Origin of the sequence: Hoeflea sp. BAL378, assembly GCF_000759435.1 — a bacterium.
Taxonomy (GTDB): Bacteria; Pseudomonadota; Alphaproteobacteria; order Rhizobiales; family Rhizobiaceae; genus Hoeflea.
The window spans coordinates 13,431-37,234 of sequence record NZ_JRJG01000076.1; the positions used below are offsets into that span (position 1 = coordinate 13,431).

At 65.5% G+C, this 23,804-nt stretch carries 26 protein-coding genes, 1 other RNA gene and 1 pseudogene; 15 read left to right on the forward strand and 13 right to left on the reverse strand.

The features are described 5' to 3' along the window. Positions 1-3 precede the first annotated feature (3 nt). From LL06_RS16500 to tkt, 5 genes are all read right to left on the reverse strand, one after another. The gene (locus LL06_RS16500; RefSeq protein ID WP_035529305.1) at positions 4-897 is read right to left on the reverse strand and encodes a fructose bisphosphate aldolase; all 894 of its coding nucleotides are present in this window, start codon (positions 895-897) and stop codon (positions 4-6) included. A gap of 174 nt (positions 898-1,071) precedes the next feature. Beyond that, complete coding sequence (locus LL06_RS16505; protein WP_035529306.1) at positions 1,072-2,268, reverse strand: phosphoglycerate kinase; 1,197 nt, start codon at positions 2,266-2,268, stop codon at positions 1,072-1,074. A gap of 103 nt (positions 2,269-2,371) precedes the next feature. Beyond that, positions 2,372-4,171, reverse strand: a complete 1,800-nt coding sequence (locus LL06_RS16510) for a potassium/proton antiporter (protein WP_035529309.1) — start codon at positions 4,169-4,171, stop codon at positions 2,372-2,374. A gap of 270 nt (positions 4,172-4,441) precedes the next feature. Then, complete coding sequence (gap, locus tag LL06_RS16515; protein ID WP_035529312.1) at positions 4,442-5,455, reverse strand: type I glyceraldehyde-3-phosphate dehydrogenase; 1,014 nt, start codon at positions 5,453-5,455, stop codon at positions 4,442-4,444. A gap of 45 nt (positions 5,456-5,500) precedes the next feature. Further along, the gene (gene tkt / locus LL06_RS16520) at positions 5,501-7,492 is read right to left on the reverse strand and encodes a transketolase (RefSeq protein ID WP_035529314.1); all 1,992 of its coding nucleotides are present in this window, start codon (positions 7,490-7,492) and stop codon (positions 5,501-5,503) included. A 234-nt stretch (positions 7,493-7,726) separates the two neighbouring features. Here tkt and LL06_RS16525 point away from each other — a divergent pair, with 234 nt between their 5' ends. Continuing rightward, positions 7,727-7,999 (forward strand): DUF4164 domain-containing protein, encoded by a 273-nt coding sequence (locus LL06_RS16525; RefSeq protein WP_035529316.1) that lies wholly within the window; start codon positions 7,727-7,729, stop codon positions 7,997-7,999. Positions 8,000-8,066: 67 nt separating this feature from the next. Then, the gene (locus LL06_RS16530; protein WP_035529318.1) at positions 8,067-8,432 is read left to right on the forward strand and encodes a cell division protein ZapA; all 366 of its coding nucleotides are present in this window, start codon (positions 8,067-8,069) and stop codon (positions 8,430-8,432) included. Between the two features lie 87 nt (positions 8,433-8,519). On the opposite strand, the gene LL06_RS16535 is transcribed toward LL06_RS16530, so the two are convergent. After that, positions 8,520-9,893 (reverse strand): surface lipoprotein assembly modifier, encoded by a 1,374-nt coding sequence (locus tag LL06_RS16535; protein ID WP_081964026.1) that lies wholly within the window; start codon positions 9,891-9,893, stop codon positions 8,520-8,522. Between the two features lie 3 nt (positions 9,894-9,896). Next, a complete protein-coding gene (locus LL06_RS16540; protein ID WP_152599646.1) occupies positions 9,897-10,982 on the reverse strand; it encodes a transferrin-binding protein-like solute binding protein in 1,086 nt (361 codons plus the stop codon). A 258-nt stretch (positions 10,983-11,240) separates the two neighbouring features. On the opposite strand from LL06_RS16540, the gene ssrS reads away from it, so the two are divergent. Beyond that, positions 11,241-11,398, forward strand: a non-coding RNA gene (gene ssrS, locus LL06_RS26920) — 6S RNA. 52 nt (positions 11,399-11,450) lie between these two features. Here ssrS and LL06_RS16545 read toward each other — a convergent pair. After that, entirely contained in the window at positions 11,451-11,660 is a 210-nt protein-coding gene (locus LL06_RS16545) for a helix-turn-helix transcriptional regulator (RefSeq protein WP_201772348.1), read from the reverse strand. Between the two features lie 230 nt (positions 11,661-11,890). On the opposite strand from LL06_RS16545, the gene LL06_RS16550 reads away from it, so the two are divergent. Both LL06_RS16550 and LL06_RS16555 read left to right on the forward strand, forming a co-directional pair. After that, a complete protein-coding gene (locus LL06_RS16550; RefSeq protein WP_035529328.1) occupies positions 11,891-12,463 on the forward strand; it encodes a 5-formyltetrahydrofolate cyclo-ligase in 573 nt (190 codons plus the stop codon). A 7-nt stretch (positions 12,464-12,470) separates the two neighbouring features. Next, positions 12,471-13,295 (forward strand): YmdB family metallophosphoesterase, encoded by an 825-nt coding sequence (locus LL06_RS16555; RefSeq protein WP_035529330.1) that lies wholly within the window; start codon positions 12,471-12,473, stop codon positions 13,293-13,295. Positions 13,296-13,310: 15 nt separating this feature from the next. Here LL06_RS16555 and LL06_RS16560 read toward each other — a convergent pair whose 3' ends face one another. The 3 genes from LL06_RS16560 to LL06_RS16570 all read right to left on the reverse strand — a co-directional run bounded on the left by LL06_RS16560 (position 13,311) and on the right by LL06_RS16570 (position 15,322). Further along, the gene (locus LL06_RS16560) at positions 13,311-13,889 is read right to left on the reverse strand and encodes a tetratricopeptide repeat protein (protein WP_052161653.1); all 579 of its coding nucleotides are present in this window, start codon (positions 13,887-13,889) and stop codon (positions 13,311-13,313) included. Positions 13,890-13,891: 2 nt separating this feature from the next. Beyond that, entirely contained in the window at positions 13,892-14,728 is an 837-nt protein-coding gene (locus LL06_RS16565) for an MBL fold metallo-hydrolase (RefSeq protein WP_052161654.1), read from the reverse strand. Between the two features lie 78 nt (positions 14,729-14,806). Further along, positions 14,807-15,322, reverse strand: coding sequence for a GFA family protein (locus LL06_RS16570; protein ID WP_052161655.1), 516 nt, complete (start codon positions 15,320-15,322; stop codon positions 14,807-14,809). A gap of 110 nt (positions 15,323-15,432) precedes the next feature. Between LL06_RS16570 and LL06_RS16575 the strand changes: the two genes are divergently transcribed. Further along, positions 15,433-16,179 carry a YebC/PmpR family DNA-binding transcriptional regulator gene (locus LL06_RS16575; protein WP_035529334.1) on the forward strand — a complete coding sequence of 249 codons (747 nt, stop codon included), beginning with the start codon at positions 15,433-15,435 and terminating at the stop codon, positions 16,177-16,179. A 59-nt stretch (positions 16,180-16,238) separates the two neighbouring features. Here the strand turns inward: LL06_RS16575 and LL06_RS16580 are convergent, their stop codons facing one another. Continuing rightward, positions 16,239-17,225: an LLM class flavin-dependent oxidoreductase gene (locus LL06_RS16580; RefSeq protein ID WP_035529337.1), complete on the reverse strand. Its 987-nt coding sequence runs from the start codon at positions 17,223-17,225 to the stop codon at positions 16,239-16,241. Positions 17,226-17,384: 159 nt separating this feature from the next. On the opposite strand from LL06_RS16580, the gene ruvC reads away from it, so the two are divergent. The 9 genes and pseudogenes from ruvC to LL06_RS16625 all read left to right on the forward strand — a co-directional run bounded on the left by ruvC (position 17,385) and on the right by LL06_RS16625 (position 22,463). Continuing rightward, positions 17,385-17,891, forward strand: a complete 507-nt coding sequence (gene ruvC, locus LL06_RS16585; RefSeq protein WP_035529340.1) for a crossover junction endodeoxyribonuclease RuvC — start codon at positions 17,385-17,387, stop codon at positions 17,889-17,891. 71 nt (positions 17,892-17,962) lie between these two features. Then, positions 17,963-18,214, forward strand: coding sequence for an AbrB/MazE/SpoVT family DNA-binding domain-containing protein (locus LL06_RS16590; RefSeq protein WP_035529343.1), 252 nt, complete (start codon positions 17,963-17,965; stop codon positions 18,212-18,214). A gap of 3 nt (positions 18,215-18,217) precedes the next feature. Then, positions 18,218-18,631 carry a type II toxin-antitoxin system VapC family toxin gene (locus LL06_RS16595; RefSeq protein ID WP_035529345.1) on the forward strand — a complete coding sequence of 138 codons (414 nt, stop codon included), beginning with the start codon at positions 18,218-18,220 and terminating at the stop codon, positions 18,629-18,631. After that, positions 18,628-19,245, forward strand: coding sequence for a Holliday junction branch migration protein RuvA (gene ruvA, locus LL06_RS16600; RefSeq protein WP_035529347.1), 618 nt, complete (start codon positions 18,628-18,630; stop codon positions 19,243-19,245). Before LL06_RS16595 ends, ruvA begins: the two co-directional genes overlap by 4 nt. Positions 19,246-19,315: 70 nt before the next feature. After that, a complete protein-coding gene (locus LL06_RS16605) occupies positions 19,316-19,582 on the forward strand; it encodes a type II toxin-antitoxin system PrlF family antitoxin (protein WP_035529350.1) in 267 nt (88 codons plus the stop codon). Continuing rightward, complete coding sequence (locus tag LL06_RS16610) at positions 19,569-19,967, forward strand: type II toxin-antitoxin system VapC family toxin (RefSeq protein WP_035529353.1); 399 nt, start codon at positions 19,569-19,571, stop codon at positions 19,965-19,967. The genes LL06_RS16605 and LL06_RS16610 overlap by 14 nt, the downstream gene beginning before the upstream one ends. Beyond that, the gene (ruvB, locus tag LL06_RS16615) at positions 19,964-21,004 is read left to right on the forward strand and encodes a Holliday junction branch migration DNA helicase RuvB (protein WP_035529355.1); all 1,041 of its coding nucleotides are present in this window, start codon (positions 19,964-19,966) and stop codon (positions 21,002-21,004) included. The genes LL06_RS16610 and ruvB overlap by 4 nt, the downstream gene beginning before the upstream one ends. Continuing rightward, positions 21,005-21,904, forward strand: coding sequence for a metallophosphoesterase (locus tag LL06_RS16620; protein WP_035529357.1), 900 nt, complete (start codon positions 21,005-21,007; stop codon positions 21,902-21,904). It begins immediately after the preceding gene. Between the two features lie 63 nt (positions 21,905-21,967). Further along, positions 21,968-22,463: pseudogene (locus tag LL06_RS16625) on the forward strand (NUDIX hydrolase). A 9-nt stretch (positions 22,464-22,472) separates the two neighbouring features. On the opposite strand, the gene LL06_RS16630 reads toward LL06_RS16625, so the two are convergent. Then, entirely contained in the window at positions 22,473-23,747 is a 1,275-nt protein-coding gene (locus tag LL06_RS16630) for an alpha-hydroxy-acid oxidizing protein (RefSeq protein ID WP_035529359.1), read from the reverse strand. Positions 23,748-23,804: the final 57 nt, after the last annotated feature.

A 23,804-nucleotide genomic window follows, 5' to 3' on the forward strand; every position in this document is an offset into this window, starting at 1 on the left:
GGGTCAGGCCTTGCGGGAGGCCTCGAAGATGCTGTCGATCGTGGCGGACAGCGCCGCGTCGAACTCGGCATCGCTCTGGCCGTGGGACAGGCCCTCGGTGAGCGCCCGCGAGAAGGAGGCGATCACGCCGTCGTTCGCGCTCAGCAGCCGGTTGGCCTCGTCGCGGGAATAGCCGCCCGACAGGGCGACGACGCGCATGACGCGCGGATGCTCGACCAGCGGCTTGTAGAGATTGGCCTTTGTCGGCAGCGACAGCTTGAGCATGACGCGCTGACCTGCGGGCAGGGCGTCGAGATGGCGGCGGATCGAGGCCAGCAGCAGGTCCTCGGCCTCGGCCTTGTCGGCGATCTTGATGTTGACCTCGGGCTCGATGATCGGCATCAGCCCGTGGCCGAGGATCTGCTTGCCGATCTCGAACTGCTGGGCGACGATCGCCTCGATGCCGGCCTTGTCGGCGGCGTTGACGACGGAGCGCATCTTGGTGCCGAAGATGTTCTTGGCCACGGCGCGCTCGAGAAGCTGATCGAGACCATCGATCGGCTTCATCAACTGCACGCCGTTGGCTTCGTCCGCCAGGCCCTTGTCGACCTTCAGGAACGGCACGATGCCGCGCTTGTCCCAGAGATAATCGGCTGTGGGGATGCCGTCGATGTCGCTGTCCATGGTGCGCTCGAACAGGATCGCGCCGATCACCTTCTCGCCGGTGAAGGCGGGCGACTTGATGATGCGGGCGCGCATCTCGTGGATCAGCGCATACATTTCCGCATCATTCGCATAGGCGCTTTCGTCGACGCCGTAGAGTTTGAGCGCCTTGGGCGTCGATCCGCCGGACTGGTCGAGCGCGGCGATGAAGCCGTCCTTTTCCGTCATCTGCTGCGCCATGGTTGCATTCATCATGCTCTATCCCCTGTTCATCTCGGTCTGGGCTGTTCCTGTATCAGATGCCGCGACGGGGAGAAAATAGGCCCGGGCGGCTTGAATCGATTGAAAATGTTTCAATCGATTGAAAATACAGATGTTTTGGCGCGGCCCGCGGCGGCCTTTTGCCGCTCGGGGCCGCAGCCTGCTGCGTCAGGCCTTGAGAACGTCGACGCCGGGCAAGGGCTTGCCTTCCATCCATTCCAGGAAGGCGCCGCCGGCAGTGGAGACATAGGAGAAATCGTCGGCGACGCCGGCATGGTTGAGCGCGGAGACGGTGTCGCCGCCGCCGGCGACGGAGACCAGCAGCCCCTCAGCCGTGCGGCTCGCCGCATGCCGGGCGGCCGAGACGGTGGCGGCGTCGAAGGGCGGGATCTCGAAGGCGCCGAGCGGGCCGTTCCAGACCAGCGTGTCGGCCTTCGAAATCCAGGCGTTGACGGAGGCCACCGATTTCGGCCCGACATCGAGCATCATCGCGTCGGCGGGAATCGCGGTCACGTCGACGATCTGGCTTTCGGCATTGGCCTTGAACTCGCGCGCCACCACGCCGTCCACCGGCAGCACCAGCGCGCAGCCGGCAGCGGTGGCCTCCGCCTCGATCTCGTTGACGGTAGCGGCAAGCTCGTGCTCGCACAGCGACTTGCCGACATCGATGCCGCGGGCGGCGAGGAAGGTGTTGGCCATGCCGCCGCCGATCACCAGCGCGTCAACCTTCTTGACCAGGTTCTTGAGCAGATCGATCTTGGACGAGACCTTGGCTCCGCCGACGATCGCCACCACCGGCCGCGCCGGCTTGCCCAGGCCCTTCTCGAGCGCGATCAGTTCGGCCTGCATGGTGCGGCCGGCATAGGCGGGCAGGAGATGCGCGAGGCCTTCGGTGGAGGCATGGGCGCGGTGCGCCGCGGAAAAGGCGTCGTTGACATAGATGTCGCCGTTTGCCGCCAGCGCTTCGGTGAAGTCGCGGTCGTTCTTTTCCTCGCCCTTGTGGAAACGGGTGTTCTCCAGAAGCAGCACGTCGCCGTCGGACATGGCGTCCACGGCCTCCCGCGCGGCCTCGCCGATGCAATCGGAGGCGAAATAGACGCGATGGTCGAGAACGGTTTCGACGACGCCGGCGATCGGGCCAAGCGACATCGAGGGCTCGGGCTGGCCCTTGGGGCGGCCGAAATGGGCCAGCAGGATCACCCGCGCGCCCTTGGAGGACAGTTCCAGGATGGTGGGCGCGACGCGCTCGATGCGGGTCAGGTCGGTGACCTTGCCATCCTTGACCGGAACATTGAGATCGACGCGCAGCAGCACGCGCTTGCCGGAAAGGTCGGTCAGATCATCGAGGGTCTTGAAAGCGGGCATGGCACGGTCCGTTCGTCGGGTTGGCGGGTTTTGGCGCGAGATTACACCGCCCGGATGACGACGCAAGGCGGCGGGACAAGATTCCCGCCCGGGATCGGCCCTGCTAGCCGCGACGTTTGCGCGCGTTGTCCCGCACCGTCTGGATGATCTCGCGCAGGTTCAGGAACAGAGGCAGCCGGGTGACGGGCGCCACCGGCTCGAGCGAGATGCCGATCGATGTGATCTGGCCGTGTTCGTCGGTCTGGCGCACGATCAGCACGATCCGCCCGACCTTGACCCGGTCGGCGTAGTCCGGCGTGTCGCCCAGGCGGTGTTTCATCAGCTCGGCGATAGTCATCTCCCGCTCGGCGGCGCTGAGCAGCCCCGGCCCATAGGCGAGATCGAGATCCTCTCCGGTCCGGGACGGATCGATGGTGAAGGTGCCGAAGAATTCGGAATCGTCCTCGCGCACCTCGACCTTGGAGGCGAACAGGCGGTCGAGCAGGCGGGAGAAGCCCGGCGCGATGAACAGGTAGACATGGTCGTTCTCCTGCAGCCGGCCGGCATACTGGTAGCGCATCGACTTGCCGTCGCGGATGACCAGCGACGGCCGCGCCCAGCGCGGAATGCGCTCGCCGCGCAGCACCGGGCTGTCGGCGACGACACGGTAGGCGAGAAGCTCGTGATTGGCGGTGCCGGGCAGGTCGAGCTCGAGCTTGTCGATGGCGCCGATCTGCGGCGGGATGATCAGCCCGAGGCGGCGGGCCATCGGCTTGACCGTCCATCCCTGGATGGCGAGCGAGACCATCACCACGATGAAGGTGGTGTTGAAATAGAGCTGGCCGTTCTCGAGATTGCCGAGAATGGGCAGGATGGCGAGCAGGATGGAGACCGCGCCGCGCAGGCCCACCCAGGCCACGAAACCGGTCTCGCGCTGGGTGTATTCAAACGGCAGCAGGCACAGCCAGACCGCCAGCGGCCGGGCGATGAAGACCAGGAACACCGCCAGCGCGATCGCCGGCAGGGCGATCTGCGGAAACTGCGACGGCGTCGCCAGCAGGCCCAGCACCAGGAACATGATGATCTGCGCGAGCCATGTCATGCCTTCCTGGAAGCGCAGGATCGAGGTCTTCGGCCGGATCTTCTTGTTGCCGGTGTAGATGCCGGCCACATAGACGGCGAGAAAGCCGCTGCCGCCGATCGCCGAGGTGTAGGCGAACACCAGGAGCGCCAGGGCCAGCACGAAGATCGGCGCCAGGCCGCGCTCGACCGGCACCCGGCGCATGATCTGCACGATCAGGAAGCCGCCGGCGAGACCCAACACCAGCCCCAGGCCGATCTGCTTGACGAACAGAAGCAGCAGGTCGAGGCCCGCGCTTTCCAGCCCGTCGCCGCTGGCGATGACGCCGACCAGGGCGGCGGTGAGGAAGATCGCCATCGGGTCGTTGGTGCCGGATTCCACCTCCAGCGTCGAGCGGACCTTGTCGCGGATGTTGATGCCGCCGGTGCGCAGCAGGAAGAACACCGCGGCGGCATCGGTGGAGGCGACGATCGAGCCCAGCAGCAGCCCTTCGAGCCAGGAGAAACCCAGCAGGAAGGAGGCGGCGACGCCGAACAGGACGGCGGTCAGGAACACGCCGAGCGTCGCCAGCGTCAGCGCCGGCACCGCCGCCTGGCGGAAGGAATGGAACGAGGTGCCGTAGCCCGAATCAAACAGGATGATCGCCAGCGCGATCGAGCCCAGCATGAAGGCCGCGGAATTGTTGGAGAAATCGATCCCCAGCCCGTCGACGCCGGCCATGAGCCCGATCAGCAGGAACAGCAGCAGCAGCGGAGCGCCGAACCGCTCCGCGAGAAGACTGGAGAAAGCCGCAATGAGAATGAGTGACATCGAGGCCAATGTCACGATGTAGAATGTGTCCAACCGTCGTCCCTTGTTCCGACGCCGCAAATGGTTCGCAATCGGTGTGTCGCGCCGAGTATGAAAGATGCCCGCCACTGGAGCAATGTCCGGAAACGGAAGAAGCGACACTGGCCTGCAATAAAGGTGAAATTTGGGGCGGTCCGGCGGGCGCGATGCGGGCGTCCCGGTTTCCGGTTTTCAGCGCCAGAAACAGCGCCGCCACCGGCCTTGCGGACGGTGGCGGCGGGGGTCCGGGCTCTTGCCGCTGAGGCGCAAGCCGGGCGGCCGGCTTCAGATCAGCTTGGCCATGGCGACGGCGGTGTCGCCCATCCGGTTGGAGAAGCCCCACTCGTTGTCGTACCAGGTCAGGATCGAGCAGAAGGTGCCGTCCATGACCTTGGTCTGGTCCATGTGGAACACCGAGGAATGCGGGTTGTGATTGAAGTCGATGGAGACATTGGGCTCGTCGGTGAAGCCGAGAATGCCCTTGAGCGGACCGTTGGAGGCGGCGTCGCGGATCGCCTTGTTGATCTCCTCGACCGAGGTCGAACGCTTGGCGATGAACTTGAGGTCGACCACCGAGACATTCGGGGTCGGCACGCGGATGGACATGCCGTCGAGCTTGCCGTTGAGCTCGGGCAGCACCAGGCCCACGGCCTTGGCGGCGCCGGTCGAGGTCGGGATCATCGACATCGCCGCGGCGCGGGCGCGGTAGAGGTCCTTGTGCATGGTGTCGAGCGTCGGCTGGTCGCCGGTGTAGGAATGGATCGTCGTCATCATGCCCTTCTCGATGCCGATGGCATTGTTGAGGACATAGGCGACCGGCGCCAGACAGTTGGTGGTGCAGGATGCGTTGGAGACCACGACGTCGTCCTTGGTCAGCGCATCATGGTTGACGCCGTAGACGATGGTCTTGTCGGCGCCGGAGGCGGGGGCGGAGACCAGCACGCGCTTGGCGCCGGCTTCCAGGTGCATCGCCGCCTTGTCGCGGGCGGTGAAGATGCCGGTGCATTCCATGACGATGTCGATGCCGAGATCGCCCCAGGGCAGGTTCTTCGGATCGCGCTCGGCGAAGACCTTGAAGGAATCGCCGCCTTCGATGCGGATCGTGTCGCCGTCGACCTCGACGGTCTTGGGGAACTTGCCGTGGACCGAGTCCCAGCGCATCAGGTGGGCATTGGTCTCGACCGGGCCGAGGTCGTTGATGGCGACGACGTCGATGTCCTGTCGGCCCGACTCGTAAATCGCGCGCACCACGTTGCGGCCGATCCGGCCAAATCCGTTAATTGCAATCCTGGTCTTCATGCTGGTTCTCCGTCGTCGGTCTGAGTGCACCTGAACCCGGAAAGGTCAGGCTTGTTCATGCAGGCAGGCTTCAACCGCGGCAACAGTCGCCTCGGCGGTGATGCCGAAATGCTCGTAGAGTTCCTTGTAGGGTCCGGATGCGCCGAAGCCGGTCATGCCGATGAACAGGCCGTCGGAACCGATGAACCGGTCCCATCCCTGCCGGATGCCTGCCTCGATGGCGATCTTGACCTTGGAATCTCCAATAACCGCCTTTTTATACGCCATGCTCTGCTCCTCGAACAACTCGAAGCAGGGCACCGACACGACGCGGGTGGTGTGACCATTCGCCTCAAGCATCTGGCGCGCCTCGAGCGCGATCTCGATTTCCGAGCCGGACGCGAAAATGGTCACCTCGGCTTCGCTCACCGAGACCAGGTCATAGGCGCCGTAGGCACAGAGGTTTTCCTCGGTGAAATCGGTGCGCACGGTGGGCAGGTTCTGGCGGGTGAGCGCGATGCCGCTCGGCCGCTTCTGCTGCTCGAGCGCGATGTGCCAGCATTCGGCGGTTTCCACCGCGTCGGCGGGACGGAACATCAGGAGGTTGGGGATGGCGCGGAGCGCCGCCATGTGTTCGACCGGCTGGTGGGTCGGGCCGTCCTCGCCGAGACCGATGGAATCATGGGTCAGCACGTGGATGACGCGGATGCCCATCAGCGCCGCCAGGCGGATCGACGGACGGCAGTAGTCCGAGAAGATCAGGAAGCCGCCGGAATAGGGGATCAGGCCGCCATGCAGCGCGATACCGTTCATGATCGCCGCCATGCCGTGCTCGCGGATGCCGTAATGGATGTAGCGCCCGGAGAAATCGTCGGGCGTGATCGGCTTGGTCTGGCTGGTGCGGGTGTTGTTGGAGCCGGTCAGGTCGGCCGAGCCGCCGATGGTCTCGGGCACCACGCCGTTGATGATTTCGAGCGCCATTTCCGAGGCCTTGCGGGTGGCGACGGAGGGCAGGTCCTCGGTGAGCTTGCGCTTGTAGGCGAGCAGCGCCGGCTCGAGGCCGCCCGGCAGTTCGCCGCTCATGCGGCGTTCGAAGGCGACGCGGACATCGGTGCCGGCCTCGGCGAGGCGGGCTTCCCAGGCTTTGCGGTCCTTGACCGAGCGCAGGCCGGCCAGCCGCCAGGCGTCGAGGATGTCGGAGGGCACGACGAAGGGTGCGTCGTCCCAGCCCAGCGCGGCGCGCGCGCCGGCGATCTCCTTGTCGCCCAGGGGCGAGCCGTGGGCGCCGTTGGTCCCGGCCTTTGTCGGCGCGCCGAAGCCGATCACGGTCTTGGCGGCGATCAGCGTCGGCCGGTCGGATTTCTGCGCGGTCTCGATGGCCTGCGCGATGGCGTCGGGATCATGGCCGTCGATGTCGAGCGTGTTCCAGCCCGACGCCGCGAACCGGGCGAGCTGGTCGGTCGAATCCGTGAGCGAGACCGCCCCGTCGATGGAGATCGAATTGTTGTCCCAGAACAGGATCAGCTTGTTGAGCTTGAGATGGCCTGCGAGCGAGATCGCTTCCTGGCTGATGCCTTCCATCAGGCAGCCGTCGCCGGCCAGCGCATAGGTATAGTGCTCGACCAGGTCGGAGCCGAACTCGGCGGCGAGCTTGCGCTCGGCGATGGCCATGCCGACCGCGTTGCCGATGCCCTGGCCCAGCGGGCCGGTGGTGGTCTCGATGCCGGCGGCGTGGCCGTATTCCGGGTGGCCGGCGGTGGGCGACCCGAGCTGCCGGAAATTCTTGATGTCGTCGAGCGAGATGTCGTCATAGCCCAGCAGATAGAGCAGCGAGTAGATCAGCATCGAGCCATGGCCGGCCGACAGCACGAAGCGGTCGCGGTCGGGCCAGTGCGGCTTCTTGGGATCGAAGGTGAGATAGCGCGAGAACAGCACCGTGGCGATGTCCGCTGCACCCATGGGCAAACCCGGATGTCCGGATTTGGCTTTTTCCACGGCGTCCATGGAGAGGAACCGGATTGCATTGGCCATCCGGTCGTGTTTTTCGCGTGAAGTCATGATGGTTCCGCTCGGTCGCGTTCAGGTCAGGACCGGCCCCGAAGGGACCGGATCGAAGGCCGCGAACACATAGCAGTTGCTTCGACGGAGTCAATAAAGGCATCGGTGGCAGACGGCTGGGGACGGCAGGCGCGGTTTTGTTGACGCCCTGTTCGGCTAATGCGTAAACTGGCAGCCACAAGTATCCGGAATTCAAGCGATTCGGCTCGTAATCCAGATCCAGGGAAACTCGCGATGCCCGCTGAAACAACAGTGAAAGCCGCTCTTGAGGCATTGAACAAGGCCTTGAATCAACTCGACAATGAAGTCGACCGGCAGGTCGACGCCAGCCGCAGCTCTACCGAGGCGGCCGCCGAACTGGGGCGGATGATCGAGGACCGCTCGCGCATCGCGCTGGAGCTCGACCAGGCCCAGGACCGGGCGAATCGTCTGGAAGAGGCCAATCGCGAGGTGTCCCGGCGTCTGGTCACGGCGATGGAAACCATCCGGGCGGTGCTGGACCGCTGAGGCAGGGAGGGGCGCCGCCGGACCGGGTTTTTGGCGCCAGGATCCCATTGAGAACAGGACGTGTTGAATGGCGCAAGTCACAGTCACCATCGACAGCAAGACCTACCGGATGGCCTGCGAAGAAGGGCAGGAAGAGCATCTGAGCGAGCTTGCCGGGCGCTTCGACCGCTATGTCGGCCATCTCAAGGACCAGTTCGGCGAGATCGGCGATCTCAGGATCACGGTGATGGCCGGGATCATGGTGATGGACGAGCTGCACGAGCTGCAAAGGCGGATGCGCGGCCTCGAGGCGGAGGTCGAGACCCTGAAGAAGACCCGCGACACCGTGCTGAGCCGGGCCGAAAAGACCGACCACGACCTGGCCGAGGCGCTGACCCAGGTGACCGGCAAGATCGAAAAGATCGCCCACAAGCTGGCGGGACAGAAGGCCTGACCCGATCCGCGAACCGCCTTTCGGGACAAGGGCGCGGCGCAGGCGTCGGCCACGCCTGCGCAGGCGACGCTTCCCGCAGGACCGGGGTCAGAAGGCCTTTGTGAAGGTGAGCTCCATGCCGTTGGACTGGTAGTCGTAGAACGCCACGTTGCTCGTCTGCTCCTTGGTGAAGACGGAGATGATCGGAGAAAACCCGGCGATCTCGAAATTGTCCTTGGTGAAGGTTCCCCTCACTTCCCAGAAGCGGTCCCGGCGGATCAGGCGCAGGCCGGGAAACAGGTCGTCGAAATCGCGGCTGCCGGCGGTGACCGCCGCCTTGACCCGGACGCCATAGGCGATCGGCATTTCCAGCCCCAGCGTGCCGGAGACGCTGTCATAGGAATTCCAGGGCCGGGCCGAGACGCTTTCCTTCTCGAAGCTTCCGCCGGCCGACAGCGTCAGCCGGCGCGAGACCGCGTGCCGGACGGAGGCCGTCGCCCGGGTGGTGGAGGCGTCGGCGCCGCTGTCCTTGTCGAAGCTGCGATACATCTGGACGATCTCGCCGGACAGCCACCACCCTTGCGCGACATTCCACTTCGCCGCGACACGGCCGCCGAACCCCAGGCTCTGGGACTTGCGGTTATGCCAGTGGCGGTCGGCGATCGCCTCGGCCTGGACCGAATAGCGCAGCTCGTCGCGGCGCAGGCCCGCGCGCAGTTCGCCGTGCTGCTTGTCGAACTGGTCGTTGCCGTAGTCGGACACGCCCGCCGACAGCGAGACGTAGGCCGACTGGGTTTCGGTCAGGGCATGCGAATAGCCCGCCACCAGTCCGGCCCTGACGCCCACTCCCGATTGCTCGCGGGCGCTGTTGGCGATCGTGAAGGGCAGGCCGCCGATCATCACCGTCGATTGCGAGGTGCCGTCATTGACATTGGTCGAGGGCGCCAGCGAAAAATACCCGGAGACGGAAAAGCCCTCGGTGGTGCCGATTCGGCGGGCAAGCTGGCGCAACTGGTCGTCATCGCGCGCCAGATCGGCGGTGTCGGTGAGCCGGTTGAGGTGATAGCCCGCGCCCTGCCGCTTTCCTTGAAGCGCCAGGATCTTGATCAGCTCGATGCGCACCGCGTCGATGTCGGGCTGGCGCGACAGGATCTCGCGCAGCAGCTTCTCCGCCTTGTCGGGACGGTTCGTCCGGGCATAGACGACCGCCAGCAGGTAGGCTGCGGGAATGGCCTCCTCGCCCTGGAAGCGGGTGCCCGCGAGCAGGGTTTCGGCCTCCGCGTAGTGACCGGCCGAGACAAGGGCCTCGGCCGACTGGAAGGCGGTCTGCGCCCGGGCCGCATAGCCGGCCGTGGCAAGAAGCAGGACGGCCGCCAGGCAGATCGTCGCCAGCGGCCCCCTTGTGCCGGAGTGCGGGCGCCTTCTGGCGGCTCGCCTATGAACGCCCATTTCCGAAGAAAACGCGGGACAGGGATGGGGCATCGGTCAGTTTTTCACCGCGCCGATGGTGCCGGACATGATGTAGGGGCGGTTCTGGCCGTCCAGCATCGCATTGCCTTCGATCATGTAGGCCGCGGCGGTTTCGGCGGCGGCGTCTCCGAAGAAGGCCCCGATCGCCTCGTTGGTCGTGGTGGTTCCGACGGCGGCGTTGTTGGCGTCCACCAATTGCGCGGTCCCGGTGTATTCCGAACCGGTGATATTGGCATTGATGTTGAGGCCGGTCACGGCATTGTTGAGCACCAGTTCCTGCTGGTTCTTGAAGGTCGTCAGCCGCGCGTTCTTGATGCCGCCCTTGACCGTGCCGGCGCCGAAATCGGCCGTCAGTTCCACCGTCCCGCCGCTCAGGCCGAGATACTGCATGGTCCCGTTGTCGTCATAGACGGAGGTCCCGCTTTCGTTGAAGCCCTTGTAGGTCGCGGTTCCGGAGCCGGGCATGTTGGTGGTGTTGTTGCCGATATAGCCGACCGCGTAGGTGGCGGTGCCCGCGCCGTCGACGCCTTCCTGATAGCGGATCGTGGTGCCGTGCTTCATGACGATCTGTTCGACGAAGGCATTGTTCCGGTAGACATTGTAGACACCCACGGAGGACAGGTTGGCGCTGTTGCTGGAGGCTTGCGCGTCGCCGAAATTGCCGTTCTCGAAATAGACATTGCCCTTGACGTCGGTCATGCCGGCGATGCGGGTGCCGTTCTGCAGCGCGTCGGGGGAGCCGGCGGTCACCAGCGCCGGATTGACGCCCTGGTTGGGGTTGGGACTGGCGTCCTTGTTGAGCGACCCTTCAATGCGGATGCCGCCGGGCGCGGATTTCTCGAGCATGCTCGCCTGGGCAATCTGCTGCTGGGATTGCGGCAGGTTCGTGTACGAGCTGACCGACGAGGTGTTCTGCGAATTGGCGCGGAAGGCAAGCGCCTTGCCGGAGGCCGTGATCGGCAGCGATCCCGCGGTCACCGGACCTGCCGGCGTCACGCCGCCGCCGCCGGCGGCGGCAACGCCGGCCGTCTTGCTGCATCCGGCGATGGCTGGAAGAACCGCGAGCACGAAGGCTCCCGTAACGAACGCTTTTCTGGTCATGCTGCACCCCTCTTGCCCGCTTGAACACCAAACACGCGCTTCAAACGGGCCGCAGGAGTCCCGGGCGGGATCGCGGTGGCCTGACGGGACGCGGATCTTGAGGATGCGTCCGGTTCGAAGCGCCGGTTCCGGGACTTTCGCCCGGTCCGGGGCAAGAGGTACCGGGCGGGTCGGGGCGTCTCAATCACCTCGACGGGTGAAAAACGCATTTCTCGATTTGCCGATTGGCGGAAATCGATTCATGACCTATATATCAGGTGCGATCTGCGCCTCTCGACAGGATACACAATCCCCGGGGCCTTAATTGATCCCAAGGGAGCTGTCCCTGACCGGACTCGTGGGTCTGGTCATATGGCGCCCACCTACGTTGTAGGTTCCCGGGATCGAAAAAATCCATCGGTTGCCGTGGATCGCACCTTCCGGCCTTTTGCCGTTCGGGCGCCGCGCGCCCGGCCAGGCCGGCCCGATCTAGGCGATCAGTCCCAGCTTCAAAGCGCGCGCCACGGCCTCCATCGTGGTGTGGGCCATCAGTTTCGTGCGCACCGACGCGAGATAGGTTTCCACCGAGTCCTGGCTGTCGCCGAACTGCTTGGCGATCGCATCGAGCGTGAGACCCCTTGCCGCCAGTTGCAGGCAGGTGCGTTCAGCATAGGTCAAGCCGTCTGAGGGCGGGGTCATGAACATCCGTAATTGCAAATCAGTGACTGTTAAATGTATCCGGGGCGTTTTCAGGGATAGGCCGGCGCACGGCAACCGGAATCCGCCGACGTCGTATACAAAAGGTAAGCCGGATCCCTAAAATCCGACCGGCTCCGTCCCGGGCTTCCGGCGCGCCTGGCGCGGCCGCGGCGTTGACGCGGCCCTGCATTCCGCACTAGTCCGTTTCAAACGACATTCCGGAGAGCCCGATGGACACCAAGGCAGGCATTCGCGCGGCGATGCTGGCGCGCAGGGAGGCGCTGGCGCCGGACCGCCGCATCGAGATGAGCCTTGCCATGGCGGAGGCCGCCGAGGCGCTCTGCTTCGATCCGGGAACGGTGATCGCCGGCTATCTGCCGATCCGCTCGGAACCCGACCTGAGGCCGCTGATGGCGCGGCTGCGCGAGCGCGGCGCGCGGCTCTGCCTGCCGGTGGTGATCGACCGCGAGACCATTGTCTTCCGCGACTTTGCCCGCGGCGCCGACCTCGTCCGGACCGGGTTCGGAACGTCGGGGCCGGGGCCCGAGGCCGAGGTGCTCGACCCGGACATCCTGCTGCTGCCGCTGTCGGCCTTCGATGCCGCGGGCAACCGGCTCGGCTACGGCGCGGGCCATTACGACCGGGCCATCGCCCGGCTGCGCGCCAGGGGGCTGGTCCCGCGCCTGATCGGCACGGCGTTTTCGCTGCAGGAAGCGGCGGCTCTTCCGGCCGAAGCCCACGATGTGCCGCTCGACATGATCCTCAGCGAACAAGGCTTGCGCTCGTTTTCGCAATCCTTATAGAGAGCCGATGCGCCTGTTATTTCTCGGAGACATGGTCGGCCGGTCCGGCCGCACCGCGGTCTGGAACCGCCTTCCCGGCCTGATCCGCGATCTCGGCCTGGATTTCGTCATCGTCAACGGCGAAAACGCCGCCGGCGGCTTCGGCATCACTGAAGAGATCTTCCTCGAGACGCTCGAGGCCGGCGCCGATGTGGTGACCACCGGCAACCACGTCTGGGACCAGCGCGAAGCCTTGACCTATGCCGACCGCCAGGACCGCTTCCTGCGCCCGGCCAACTATCCGCCGGGCACGCCCGGCCGGGGCTCCAATCTCTACATCGCCCGCAACGGCGCCCGGGTGCTGGTCGCCAATGTGATGGGCAGGGTGTTCATGCATCCCGATCTCGACGATCCGTTCTCCGCCGCGGAAACGATCCTCAATGCCTGTCCCCTCGGCGAACAGGCCGATGCCGTGGTGTTCGACTTCCACGCCGAAGCCACCAGCGAGAAACAGTGCTTTGCCCATTTCGTCGACGGCCGGGCGAGTTTCGTGGTGGGCACGCACACCCATGTGCCGACGGCGGACGCGCAGATCCTCAACGGCGGCACCGCCTATCTGTCGGACGCGGGCATGTGCGGCGACTATGATTCCTCGCTCGGCATGGACAAGGAGGAGCCGATCAACCGGTTCCTGTCGCGCATCCCCAAGGGCCGGTTCGAGGCGGCTTCCGGGCCGGCGACGATCTGCGGCGTGGCGGTCGAGATTTCCGACCGGACCGGGCTGGCCGAGAAGATCGCCCCCCTGCGCCTCGGCCCGCGGCTCAGCGAGGCGATGCCCGACTTCTGGAGCTGACCGCGCCGAGCCGTCTCAGAGGTCCTGCTGCTTGCCCTTGATCAGCGGGCGCTTGGCGTCGGGATCGGGCGGCAGCATGCCGCGTTCCTTGAGCCACGGGTGGATGTCGACCGCGCGCGAAAGTGCCGCCACCGCCGCTTCGGGCCGCCCCATGCGCATCAGCAGGTGATACATGCCCGACCAGGAGCCGAAATGGTCGGGCTCCAGCTCCACCGCCCTTTCCAGGTCCGCCAGCGCGCCGTCGTCATTGTCGCGCAGGAAGCGGACGAAGGCGCGCTGGTTGAAGCCCTCGGCATAGTCGGGCGCCTCGCGCACCGCGATGTCGAGGGCCGCTTCCGCCGCCTCGAAATCGTAGCTCGCGCGCCGCTCCATGCCGCGGTCGATGGCCTGCCGCACCTCGGGCGTCGGCGCCTGCTCGATCCACCATTGCCAGATGGCGTTTTCGGCGATGCGGCCCTCGCGCTCGGTCTTGGCGTTCTTCAGGGCCGAGAACAGGCGCTCACGCCTGCCCGGCGGTTCCGTGCCCAGCGCCGGCGGGGCCGCGGCCACGAGGACAAGCGCCGTCAGGGTGGTGAGAAGTTGCCGGCGCCTCATGCTCACACTCCGTTCAGGATCAGGATGGTGGGACGGCGCGGCAGGCTCCGGGCCGAGACGGTGAAGCTGTCCGCGTTGACATAGTCGACCAGGAACCTGTCGCCCATCATCTCGATGAAGCGCGAGATCGGCGCGCCGCGCCGGTGCATCGGCAGCAGCAGCGAGGATTGCAGCCGCTGGGCGAGCCCGGTCATCGCCTCGTGGCTCAGCGTCAGGCCGCCGTCGACCGGCACCATGACGATGTCGAGCCGGCCGATCTGGGCGAAGTGCCGGTCTTCGAGCGGATGATGCAGATGCCCCAGATGGCCGATGCAGAGGTCTGCCACCTCGAAGATGAAGATCGAGTTGCCGTCGGGCTCCATGGCGCCGTAGTTGCGGATGTCGGTTGTGACGTTTCGGACATAGACGTCGTCCACCACCACATGATGTTCGGCCGGCGTTCCGTCGAAGTTCCAGCCGCGCAGCACGTGGCCGATCCGCTCGTCGGGGGAGAGGGTGAAATGCGAGGAATGGGCCTTGTTCATGGTGACGATGTCGGGGATCGCCACGCGACCCGACCAGCCGTTGAAATCGGTGGCGATGGTGATACCCGCGGGCGTGGTGATCACATAGGTCGAATGGCCGGCATACATGAACTCGACCTCGCCGGACCCGGCCTGGGCCGGAGTGACCAGTCGCGTGTCGAGATCTTTGGGCGTGAGATTGGCGAAGACGGCGCCCGGCAGGGATTGCGCCACCGCCATGCACTGGCTGAAGGGGCGGGCCGGTTCCTGCGCGCCCGCAGGAACGGCGAGGGCAATGAGGGCGAGGCTGAGCAGAAAGGCTTTCATCCGGGGCATAGGCGGCTCCGCGAGGTGGCTTCCACAACATCCTCTACATTAGGGCGCGGGTGGCGGAGGTAAAGTCCGGCTTCGGCATTATTCGGCCCCGGGCGCGGGCCGGTCCGCGGCGGCGGAGGGCGCGGCAAACATCTCGCTCCACCTCGCGATCAGCGCCGCGTAATTGTCCCCGGGCTGGGTCTCGTAGAGGAGATCCTGTGCGGCGGGTAAAAAGAAGGGTTGCCGGGACCGCATCCAGATGTGGCCGGCGGGGACCAGCCAGCTCGTGTCGTCGAGCGTGCCGGCCTTGATGTTGATCTGCGCCGAGCCCTCGGTCCCGTGCCAGATCCTGACGCCGCAGTCGGGGCAGAACCAGCCCTCGCGCACCGAACCCCGGTCGCTCAAGCGCCGGAACACGCTCAGCCCGCCGGTAACCTCGAGCGCCGTGCGGTCGAAGCGCAGGCTCTCACCGAAGGCCGAGGAGGTGTGGCGCTGGCACTCGGTGCAATGGCACAGATAGAAGACCAGCGGCCGCGCGTTCAACCGGTAGCGGATGCGGCCGCACTGGCATCCGCCGGTGAGCGGCAGCGGCGGGAGGGTGTGTTTGCTGGACATTGTCGGATCCTTCGGGGATTGTATCGTCTGGACGAAAACCGGGAACGGATTTATAAGGCGGCCATTCCAAGTCCAGAGCACAGAACTCAGAGCAGAAATACAGGGGCATTATGGCCGGCCATTCACAATTTAAAAACATCATGCACCGCAAGGGGCGGCAGGACGCCGTCCGTTCGAAGATGTTCTCCAAGCTCGCGCGCGAAATCACCGTCGCCGCCAAGATGGGCGCGCCCGATCCGGCGATGAACGCGCGCCTGAGGCTGGCGATCCAGAACGCCAAGTCGCAGTCGATGCCCAAGGACAACATCCAGCGCGCCATCAACAAGGCGACCGGCAGCGACGGCGAGAACTACGAGGAAGTGCGCTACGAGGGCTACGGCCCGGGCGGCGTCGCCGTCATCGTCGAGGCGCTGACCGACAACCGCAACCGCACCGCGTCGAGCGTGCGCGCGGCCTTCACCAAATCCGGCGGGGCGCTGGGCGAAACCGGATCGGTGGGCTTCATGTTCTCCCGCGTCGGCGAGATCATCTATCCCGCCAGCGCCGGCGATGCCGACGCGATCATGGAAGCGGCGATCATGGCCGGCGCGGAAGACGTGACCAGCAGCGAGGAAGAGCACGCCATCATCTGCGCCTTCGAGGACATCGGCGAAGTGTCGACCGCGCTCGAGGAAGCGCTGGGCGAGGCGCAGTCGGTGCGGGCGGTGTGGAAGCCGCAGACCTCGGCGCCGGTCGACGAGGACAAGGCGCAGTCGGTGCTCAAGCTGATCGCCACGCTCGATGACGACGACGACGTGCAGAATGTCTACGCCAATTTCGAAGTCTCCGACGAGGTCATGGCGAAACTCTCCGCCTGAGCCTCTTCAGTTGCGACAGTTCCCGGCCGCCGGTCCCATGGGCCGGCGGCCTTTTGCTGTCAGAGCGCCGCGCGCAATTCGCCGAAGAGATCTACCGATCTCAGCCGCGCCTCGGAGGAGTGGATCGGCATCGAGATCATGATCTCATCGGCATTGGTGGCGTCGATGAAGCTGCGCATCTGCCGGATCGCGGTCTCGGGGCCGCCCACCACCGAATAGCGCAGGGTGTGCTCGACGGCGATCCGTTCCTGCTCGGTCCAGATCCCGTCCATGCTGTCGACCGGCCGCGGCATCTTGCCCCGCGCGTTGCGGCGCATGTTGACGAAGGTCTGCTGCAGGGTGGTGAACAGGTAGTTCGCCACCTCGTCGGTCTCGGCCATCACGCCCATGACCGCGGCCATCACGTAAGGCGCGTCGAGCTGCGCCGAGGGCGTGAACTTGTCGCGGTAGATGTCGAGCGCCTCGAACAGCATGTCGGGGGCGAAATGCGAGGCAAAGGCATAGGGCAGGCCCAGCGCCGCCGCCAGATGGGCGCTGTAGAGGCTCGATCCGAGGATCCACAGCGGCACGTGCGAACCGGCGCCGGGGACGGCGATCAGCTTGGTGTCGTCGGGCTCGCCCAGCCAGTGCTGCAATTCGAGAATGTCGTCGGGGAAGCTGTTGGCGCCCGATTCGAGGTTGCGCCGCAGCGCGCGCGCGGTCGCCATGTCGGTGCCGGGCGCGCGGCCGAGGCCGAGGTCGACGCGGCCGGGAAACAGCGCCTCGAGCGTGCCGAACTGTTCGGCGATGACCAGCGGCGAGTGGTTGGGCAGCATGACGCCGCCCGAGCCGATGCGGATGGTGCTGGTGGCGTGTCCCGCCTCGGCGATGACCAGCGACGTGGCGGCGCTGGCGATGCCCTTCATGCCGTGGTGTTCGGCGAGCCAGAAGCGGGTGAAGCCCGCGTCCTCGGCCTGCTTGGCCATGCGGCGGGTGTCGGCGAGGGCGTCGCTCACGCTGCCGCCTTCGACAATGGGGCAAAGATCGAGGATCGAAAAAGCTGTCATCTGAAAACTCTCTTGGGGGCTGGCAAGATGCGGATCGTGTTGACTGCATGTAGGTGCGCGCCGGGCGAATGCAAAATGCAACTTTGCGTGACCGTATTTGTTTTCGGTTTGTTCACAATTGTGATGGAAAGCTCGCTCCGTCACGGATAGGATTTGGACATGGCGGACGCGATTCGGATTATGGGCATAGATCCCGGGCTGAGGAACAGCGGATGGGGGATTGTCGACACGCTCGGCAATTCGCTGCGCTTCGTGGCGTCCGGCACGGTCAAGTCCGACAACAAGCTCGATCTGGCCTCGCGGCTGCGCCAGCTCTTTGACGGGCTGGAGGAGGTGCTGCACCAGTTTCAGCCGTTCGAGGCGGCGGTCGAGAACACCTTCGTCAACAAGGACGCCACGGCGACGCTGAAACTCGGCCAGGCCCGCGGCATCGCCATGGTGGTGCCGGCGCGGGCCGGCCTGCGCGTCGCCGAATATGCGCCGAACGCGGTCAAGAAGGCGGTCATCGGCGTCGGCCACGGCGACAAGAAGCAGATCCACATGATGGTCAAGGTGCTGATGCCCAAGGCCAGCTTCGACAGCGATCACGCCGCCGACGCGCTGGCGATCGCCATCTGCCACGCCCATCACCGCACCTCGCCCGCCTGGCGCATGGCGGCGGAGTGAAGCGGCCTGTTTGTTCTTGACATGTTCCGATGGTCGGAATAAGTTGGAATTATTTAGACTTGGAGTGACAAGTGCGCGTTTCGGCAAAAGGTCAGGTGACGATCCCGAAGAACCTTCGCGATCTGGCGGGAATCGAGGCCAACAGCGAGGTTGTCTTCTCCTTGGAAGGTGGGCGGATTTTCCTCGAAGCCAAGGATGGCGGGGAACGCAAAGCCGACAGGCAGCGACTTGAGCGGTTTCTTGCCGCGCTCGACCGGCTCGAGGGCACCGGCGATCCGACGCTCAGCGCGGAAGACGTGATGCGCGAAACGCGGGATCGCTAGGTCATGGCGACCCTGGTCGATACAAATGTCCTGATCGATGTCGCCTTTCGCGATCCGGAGTGGCGGGACTGGTCACGTGGCCGGATGGCGGAGGCACTCAAGATGGGTGCTCTGGTCATCAATCCGGTGATCTTCAGCGAATTTTCCTACCGCTACGAGTCCTCGGAAGAGGTTGATGCGCTGCTCGACCCTTCCGAGTTCCAGCGTGAGCACCTTCCGTGGGATTCGGCTTTCGCGGCGGGGAGGGCCTTCCGGATCTACCGCGCCAATGGCGGCAGACGCGAGCGGACTTTGCCCGATTTCCTGATCGGCGCGCATGCAGTGGTCCGCGGCTACCGGCTGCTGACGCGGGATCCCGCCGGCTACCGCAGCTATTTCCCGACGCTCGACATCATAGCCCCGGATACGCACCCATGATCGGCAAACTCAAAGGCAGCATCGAGGAAATTGCGGAAGATCATGTGCTGATCGACGTGCACGGGGTCTGCTACGTGGCGTTCTGCTCGACCCGGACGCTGGCGCGGCTGGGGTCCGTTGGCGAGGCGGCGGTGCTTCACATCGAGACCTATGTGCGCGAGGACCAGCTCCGCCTGTTCGGCTTCGCCACGGCGCTGGAGCGGGAATGGTTCCGGCTCTTGCAAAGCGTCCAGGGGGTGGGCGCCAAGGTGGCGCTGGCGGTGCTGTCGACACTGACGGCGTCCGACCTCGCCAACGCCATCGCGCTGCAGGACAAGGCGATGATCGCCCGCGCGCCCGGCATCGGACCCAAGGTGGCGCAGCGCATCGTCACCGAACTCAAGACCAAGGCGCCGGCTTTCTCGGGCGAGGCCGGCGGCGCGATGGGCCTCCGGCAGGAGCTCGGCGAAGGCGTCGCGCCGGCGCCGGTGGCCGACGCCGTTTCGGCGCTCAGCAATCTCGGCTATTCCCGCGACCAGGCCGCCACTGCCGTTGCAGCGGCGCTCAAGGCCGCAGGCGAGAATCCGGATTCGGCCAAGCTGATCCGGCTGGGCCTCAAGGAACTGGCGCGGTAAAAGCAATCCTTGCGAAGCGTTTAATTCCTTACTATGGTTTCAGGTAAGGAATTTGAATTGAGGTAAGGATATGGGACTCGAATCGAAGATCACGACGAAAGGCCAGACGACGATTCCTATAGAGGTCCGCGAGTATCTCAAACTCAGCGCGGGCGATCGCATCGGCTACGAGTTCGTCGATGGCAAGGTGGTATTGGTGCCGAAGAACCGGAGTGCTCTTGAGTTTGCCGGTGTGTTTTTCGACCCGGACCGCACACCGGTTTCAGTCGAGGCCATGAACGAGGCAATAGGGGAAGCCATTTCCGAACGGTACGAGCGGTCCCGTGATCGGAATTGACACCAACATCCTTGTTCGGCTCCTCACGCGTGACGATCCGGCGCAGTTTGATGCCGCTGTTACCCTTGTCAGGGCTAGCAGCGCCGGCGCTCCGTTGTTCGTCAATCCGGTGGTGATCGCGGAAACCATCTGGGTGCTGGAGCGGATCTACAAGGTGGACCGGGTGGCAGCTCGCAAACAGCTCGCACGCCTGCTCGATACTGTCGAAATCAAGGTGCCGGAGGTGCTGCGTATGGAAAACTGGACAATGTGGCTGGACTCGGCGCATGCGGATTTCTCGGATGTTGTCATCGCCGATCTCAACCGCGCGAATGGATGCGAGAAAACCGTAACCTTTGATCGCAAGGCCGCGGCGTCTGTTCCCTTCATGGAGCTCCTCACATGAGCGAAGCCGACCGCATCATCTCCCCCGACAAGCGCGGCGAGGACTTCGACACCACGCTCCGTCCGCAATCGCTCGACGAGTTCACCGGCCAGGCCGAGGCGCGGGCCAATCTCAAGGTGTTCATCGAGGCGGCCAAGGGCCGCGGCGAGGCGCTCGACCACGTGCTGTTCGTCGGCCCCCCCGGGCTCGGCAAGACCACGCTGGCGCAGATCATGGCCAAGGAGCTCGGCGTCAATTTCCGCTCCACCTCCGGCCCGGTGATCGCCAAGGCCGGCGATCTCGCGGCCCTTCTGACCAATCTCGAGGACCGCGACGTGCTGTTCATCGACGAGATCCACCGGCTGAGCCCGGCGGTCGAGGAAATCCTCTATCCGGCGATGGAGGATTTCCAGCTCGACCTGATCATCGGCGAGGGGCCTGCAGCGCGCTCGGTCAAGATCGATCTGTCGCGCTTCACGCTGGTGGCCGCCACCACGCGGCTCGGGCTGCTGACCACGCCGCTCAGGGACCGCTTCGGCATTCCGGTGCGGCTGCAGTTCTACACCGTGGCCGAACTCGAATCGATCGTGCGCCGCGGCGCGCGCATCATGGGGCTCCCGATCACCGAAGACGGCGCGCTCGAGATCGCCCGCCGCTCGCGCGGCACGCCGCGCATCGCCGGACGACTTCTCCGGCGCGTGCGCGACTTCGCCGAGGTGGCCAGGGTCGAGGCCGTCACCAAGACCATCGCCGACGAGGCGCTGACCCGGCTCCTGGTCGACAATATGGGCCTCGACCAGCTCGACAAGCGCTATCTCAACATGATCGCCGTCAATTTCGGCGGCGGGCCTGTGGGCATCGAGACCATCGCCGCGGGCCTTTCGGAGCCGCGCGACGCGATCGAGGACATCATCGAGCCCTACATGATCCAGCAGGGCTTTATCCAGCGCACGCCGCGCGGCCGGGTGCTGACGGGCAGCGCCTGGAAGCATCTCGGCCTGCAGCCGCCGAGCGACATGGAAGCCGCACAGTTCCGGCTGACACTCGAGGACGAGTGAGTGATCACACGGCGTGGTCTTCTCAAGTTGCTTGGCGCCGGATTCCTCACTTTGGTGGCGACAGCGGCCTATCCATTTGCAGAGGTTTTCGGAAAGCCGCGCATCACGACATATGCCCTGACCCCTCCCGGCTGGCCGGCGGGCCTCAAGCTGCGGGCGGCCGTGATTGCCGACATTCATGCCTGTGAGCCGTGGATGACGGTGTCGCGGATCGAGGCCATCTGCCGGCAGGCGATGGACCTCGAGCCGGACATCATCCTGCTTCTGGGAGACTATGTGTCCGGCACCAAGCTTGTCACGGGGACGGTGGATTCCTCCGAATGGTCGGCGGCGCTTGGCGCTTTGCGAGCCCCTCTAGGTGTTCACGCCATTCTCGGCAATCACGATTACTGGCACGACCTGACCTTTCAACGGGACCAGACTGCGGTTCCGTTCGTCGTGGATGCCTTGCAGGGCTCGGGAATCGCGACCTACGTGAACCAGGCCGTGCGCATCGAGAAGGGCGGGCACGGTTTCTGGCTTGCCGGCCTCGGCGATCAGCTCGCCTTGCTGCCCGGTGCAGCCCATGGCCGTGGCAGCATGCGAGGGATCGATGATCTCGATGCAGCCCTGGCCGGCATCCCCGATGGCGAAGCTGTCGTGCTGATGGCCCACGAGCCGGACATATTTCCGCCGGTGGACCCTAGGGTCAGCCTGACCTTGTGCGGACATACCCATGGCGGCCAGCTCAACCTGTTCGGATGGCGCCCGTTTTCGGCATCCAGGGGATCCGCGAGATTTCCGGCCGGTCATTTCGCCGTCGACGGCCGCGAGCTCATTGTCTCGCGCGGGCTCGGGTGCTCCGTTCTGCCGCTGCGAATCGGCGCCTATCCCGAAATCCTCCTGCTCGATCTGGGGTGAGCCATGTCTCGAGCCGCACGCACCCGGATACGCATCAAGCCGAAGAAAGGCCCTGTCTTCCAGATGCGCATCGCCGGTCTCGGCTTCTGCAACGGCCACGTGCTCGTTCATCGGGCGAAGCACGAGGCGTTCTGGACCTTTCCCGGGGGCGGCGCGGAAATCGGCGAGACCAGCCGCGACACCCTTGTCCGCGAGATGGAGGAGGAACTGGGCCACACCGTCGCCGTCGGCCGCCTGCTCTGGTCGGTCGAGAACTTCTTCGAATACGAAGGCCGGTCCTGGCACGAACTGGCGCTCTATTACGTGATGGAGATCCCGCCGGAGTTCCCGTTTTCCGACACGGGCAAAATCGTCCACGAGAACCGCGACGGCAAGAATCATCTCGAATTCAAAATGGGTGCCCGCCACCCATGCCGCGCTCGCCGAACTCGACATCCCGCCTTACTTCATTGCCTCCGAGATCGAAAGCCTTCCCGAATCGCCGCGTCATCTCGTGTGGGACGACCGGGATCTCGACAGCGCCGAGAACCGTGCCCGGTTGCGCAAGGGCGGATTTTGAACCTGACCCTCAGGGCGCCGGCACCAGCCAGCTTGCGTCGATATCGGATGGCCTTGTGCCGCCCGCCAGCCTGAGGTTGAGTTCGAAATCCGAAAGCAGGGCGCGGATCACCTCGCTCACGCCCTCTTCGCCGGCGAGCGCCAGCCCGTAGGCATAGGGCCGGCCAATGGCGACCGCGGAGGCGCCGAGCGCCAGCGCCTTGATCATGTCGGCGCCGCTCCTCACGCCCGAATCGAGGATCAGCGGAATCCGCCCCTTCACCGCCCCGGCGATCGCCGGGAGTGCTGCGATGGTCGAGATCGCGCCGTCCACCTGCCGGCCGCCATGGTTGGAGACGATCAGGCCGTCCACGCCCTCGTCGACGGCGCGCGCGGCTTCCTCCGGGTGCAGCACGCCCTTGAGCAGGATCGGCAGGCTCGTGTAGCCGCGCAGCCGGGCGATATGCTCCCAGTTGAGCGTCGGGTTGGTGTAGATGCCGGTGAACAGCTTCACCGCCTTCTGCGCCCGGCCCGATTTGAGATTGTCGAGCGGGCTACCGGGATGGGCGGTGAGCATCTGCCACAGCGTCGACAGCGAATTGAAGTTCACCCTGGGCCTGGGCGCATCCGGATCGGCGGGCATTTCCTCGACCAGCCGCTGGAACACCGGGTCGGAGGTGTATTGCGCGATGCCCTTGCCGCGCAGGAAGGGCAGATAGGCGAGATCGAGGTCCCTGACCCGCCAGCCCAGCATCTTGGTGTCGAGCGTGACGACGATGGCCGAGCAGCCGCAGGCCTCGGCCCGCGCCACCAGGCTCTTGACCAGCTCCTCCTCGCGCGACCAGTAGAGCTGGAACCAGCGTGGTGCGTCGCCCATGGCCTTGGCCACCTCTTCCATCGGGCGGCTTGCCTGGTTGGAGAGGATCAGCGGCACGCCGTGCCCGGCCGCGGCGCGGCCGACCGCCAGGTCGCTGTCGCGATGGGCCAGTTCCATCACACCCAGCGGCGCGAGGAACAGCGGCGCCGGCAGGTCCATGCCGAACAACCTGACCGAAAGGTCCGCCTCGCTCACATCGTTGAGCATGCGCGGCACGATCCGCCAGCGGTCGAAATCCCTGCGGTTGGCCGCCACCGTCCGCCCGGCGCCGGCGCCGCCGGCGATATAGGCGAAGGCCTCCGCCGAGAGCCGCTTCTCCGCCGCGCGCTCGAGGCCGTCCGCGTCGAGCGGCACGGGCGGGCGCTTTCCCGCGACGCCGGCGAGATAGATGGATCGCTGGTGCGCCAGTGCGGATGGCGGTGTGGTCATGGCAGGCTCCTCCTCGCGGGCGAGCCTAATCCAAGCCGCGGGCGCTTCCAACCGGCC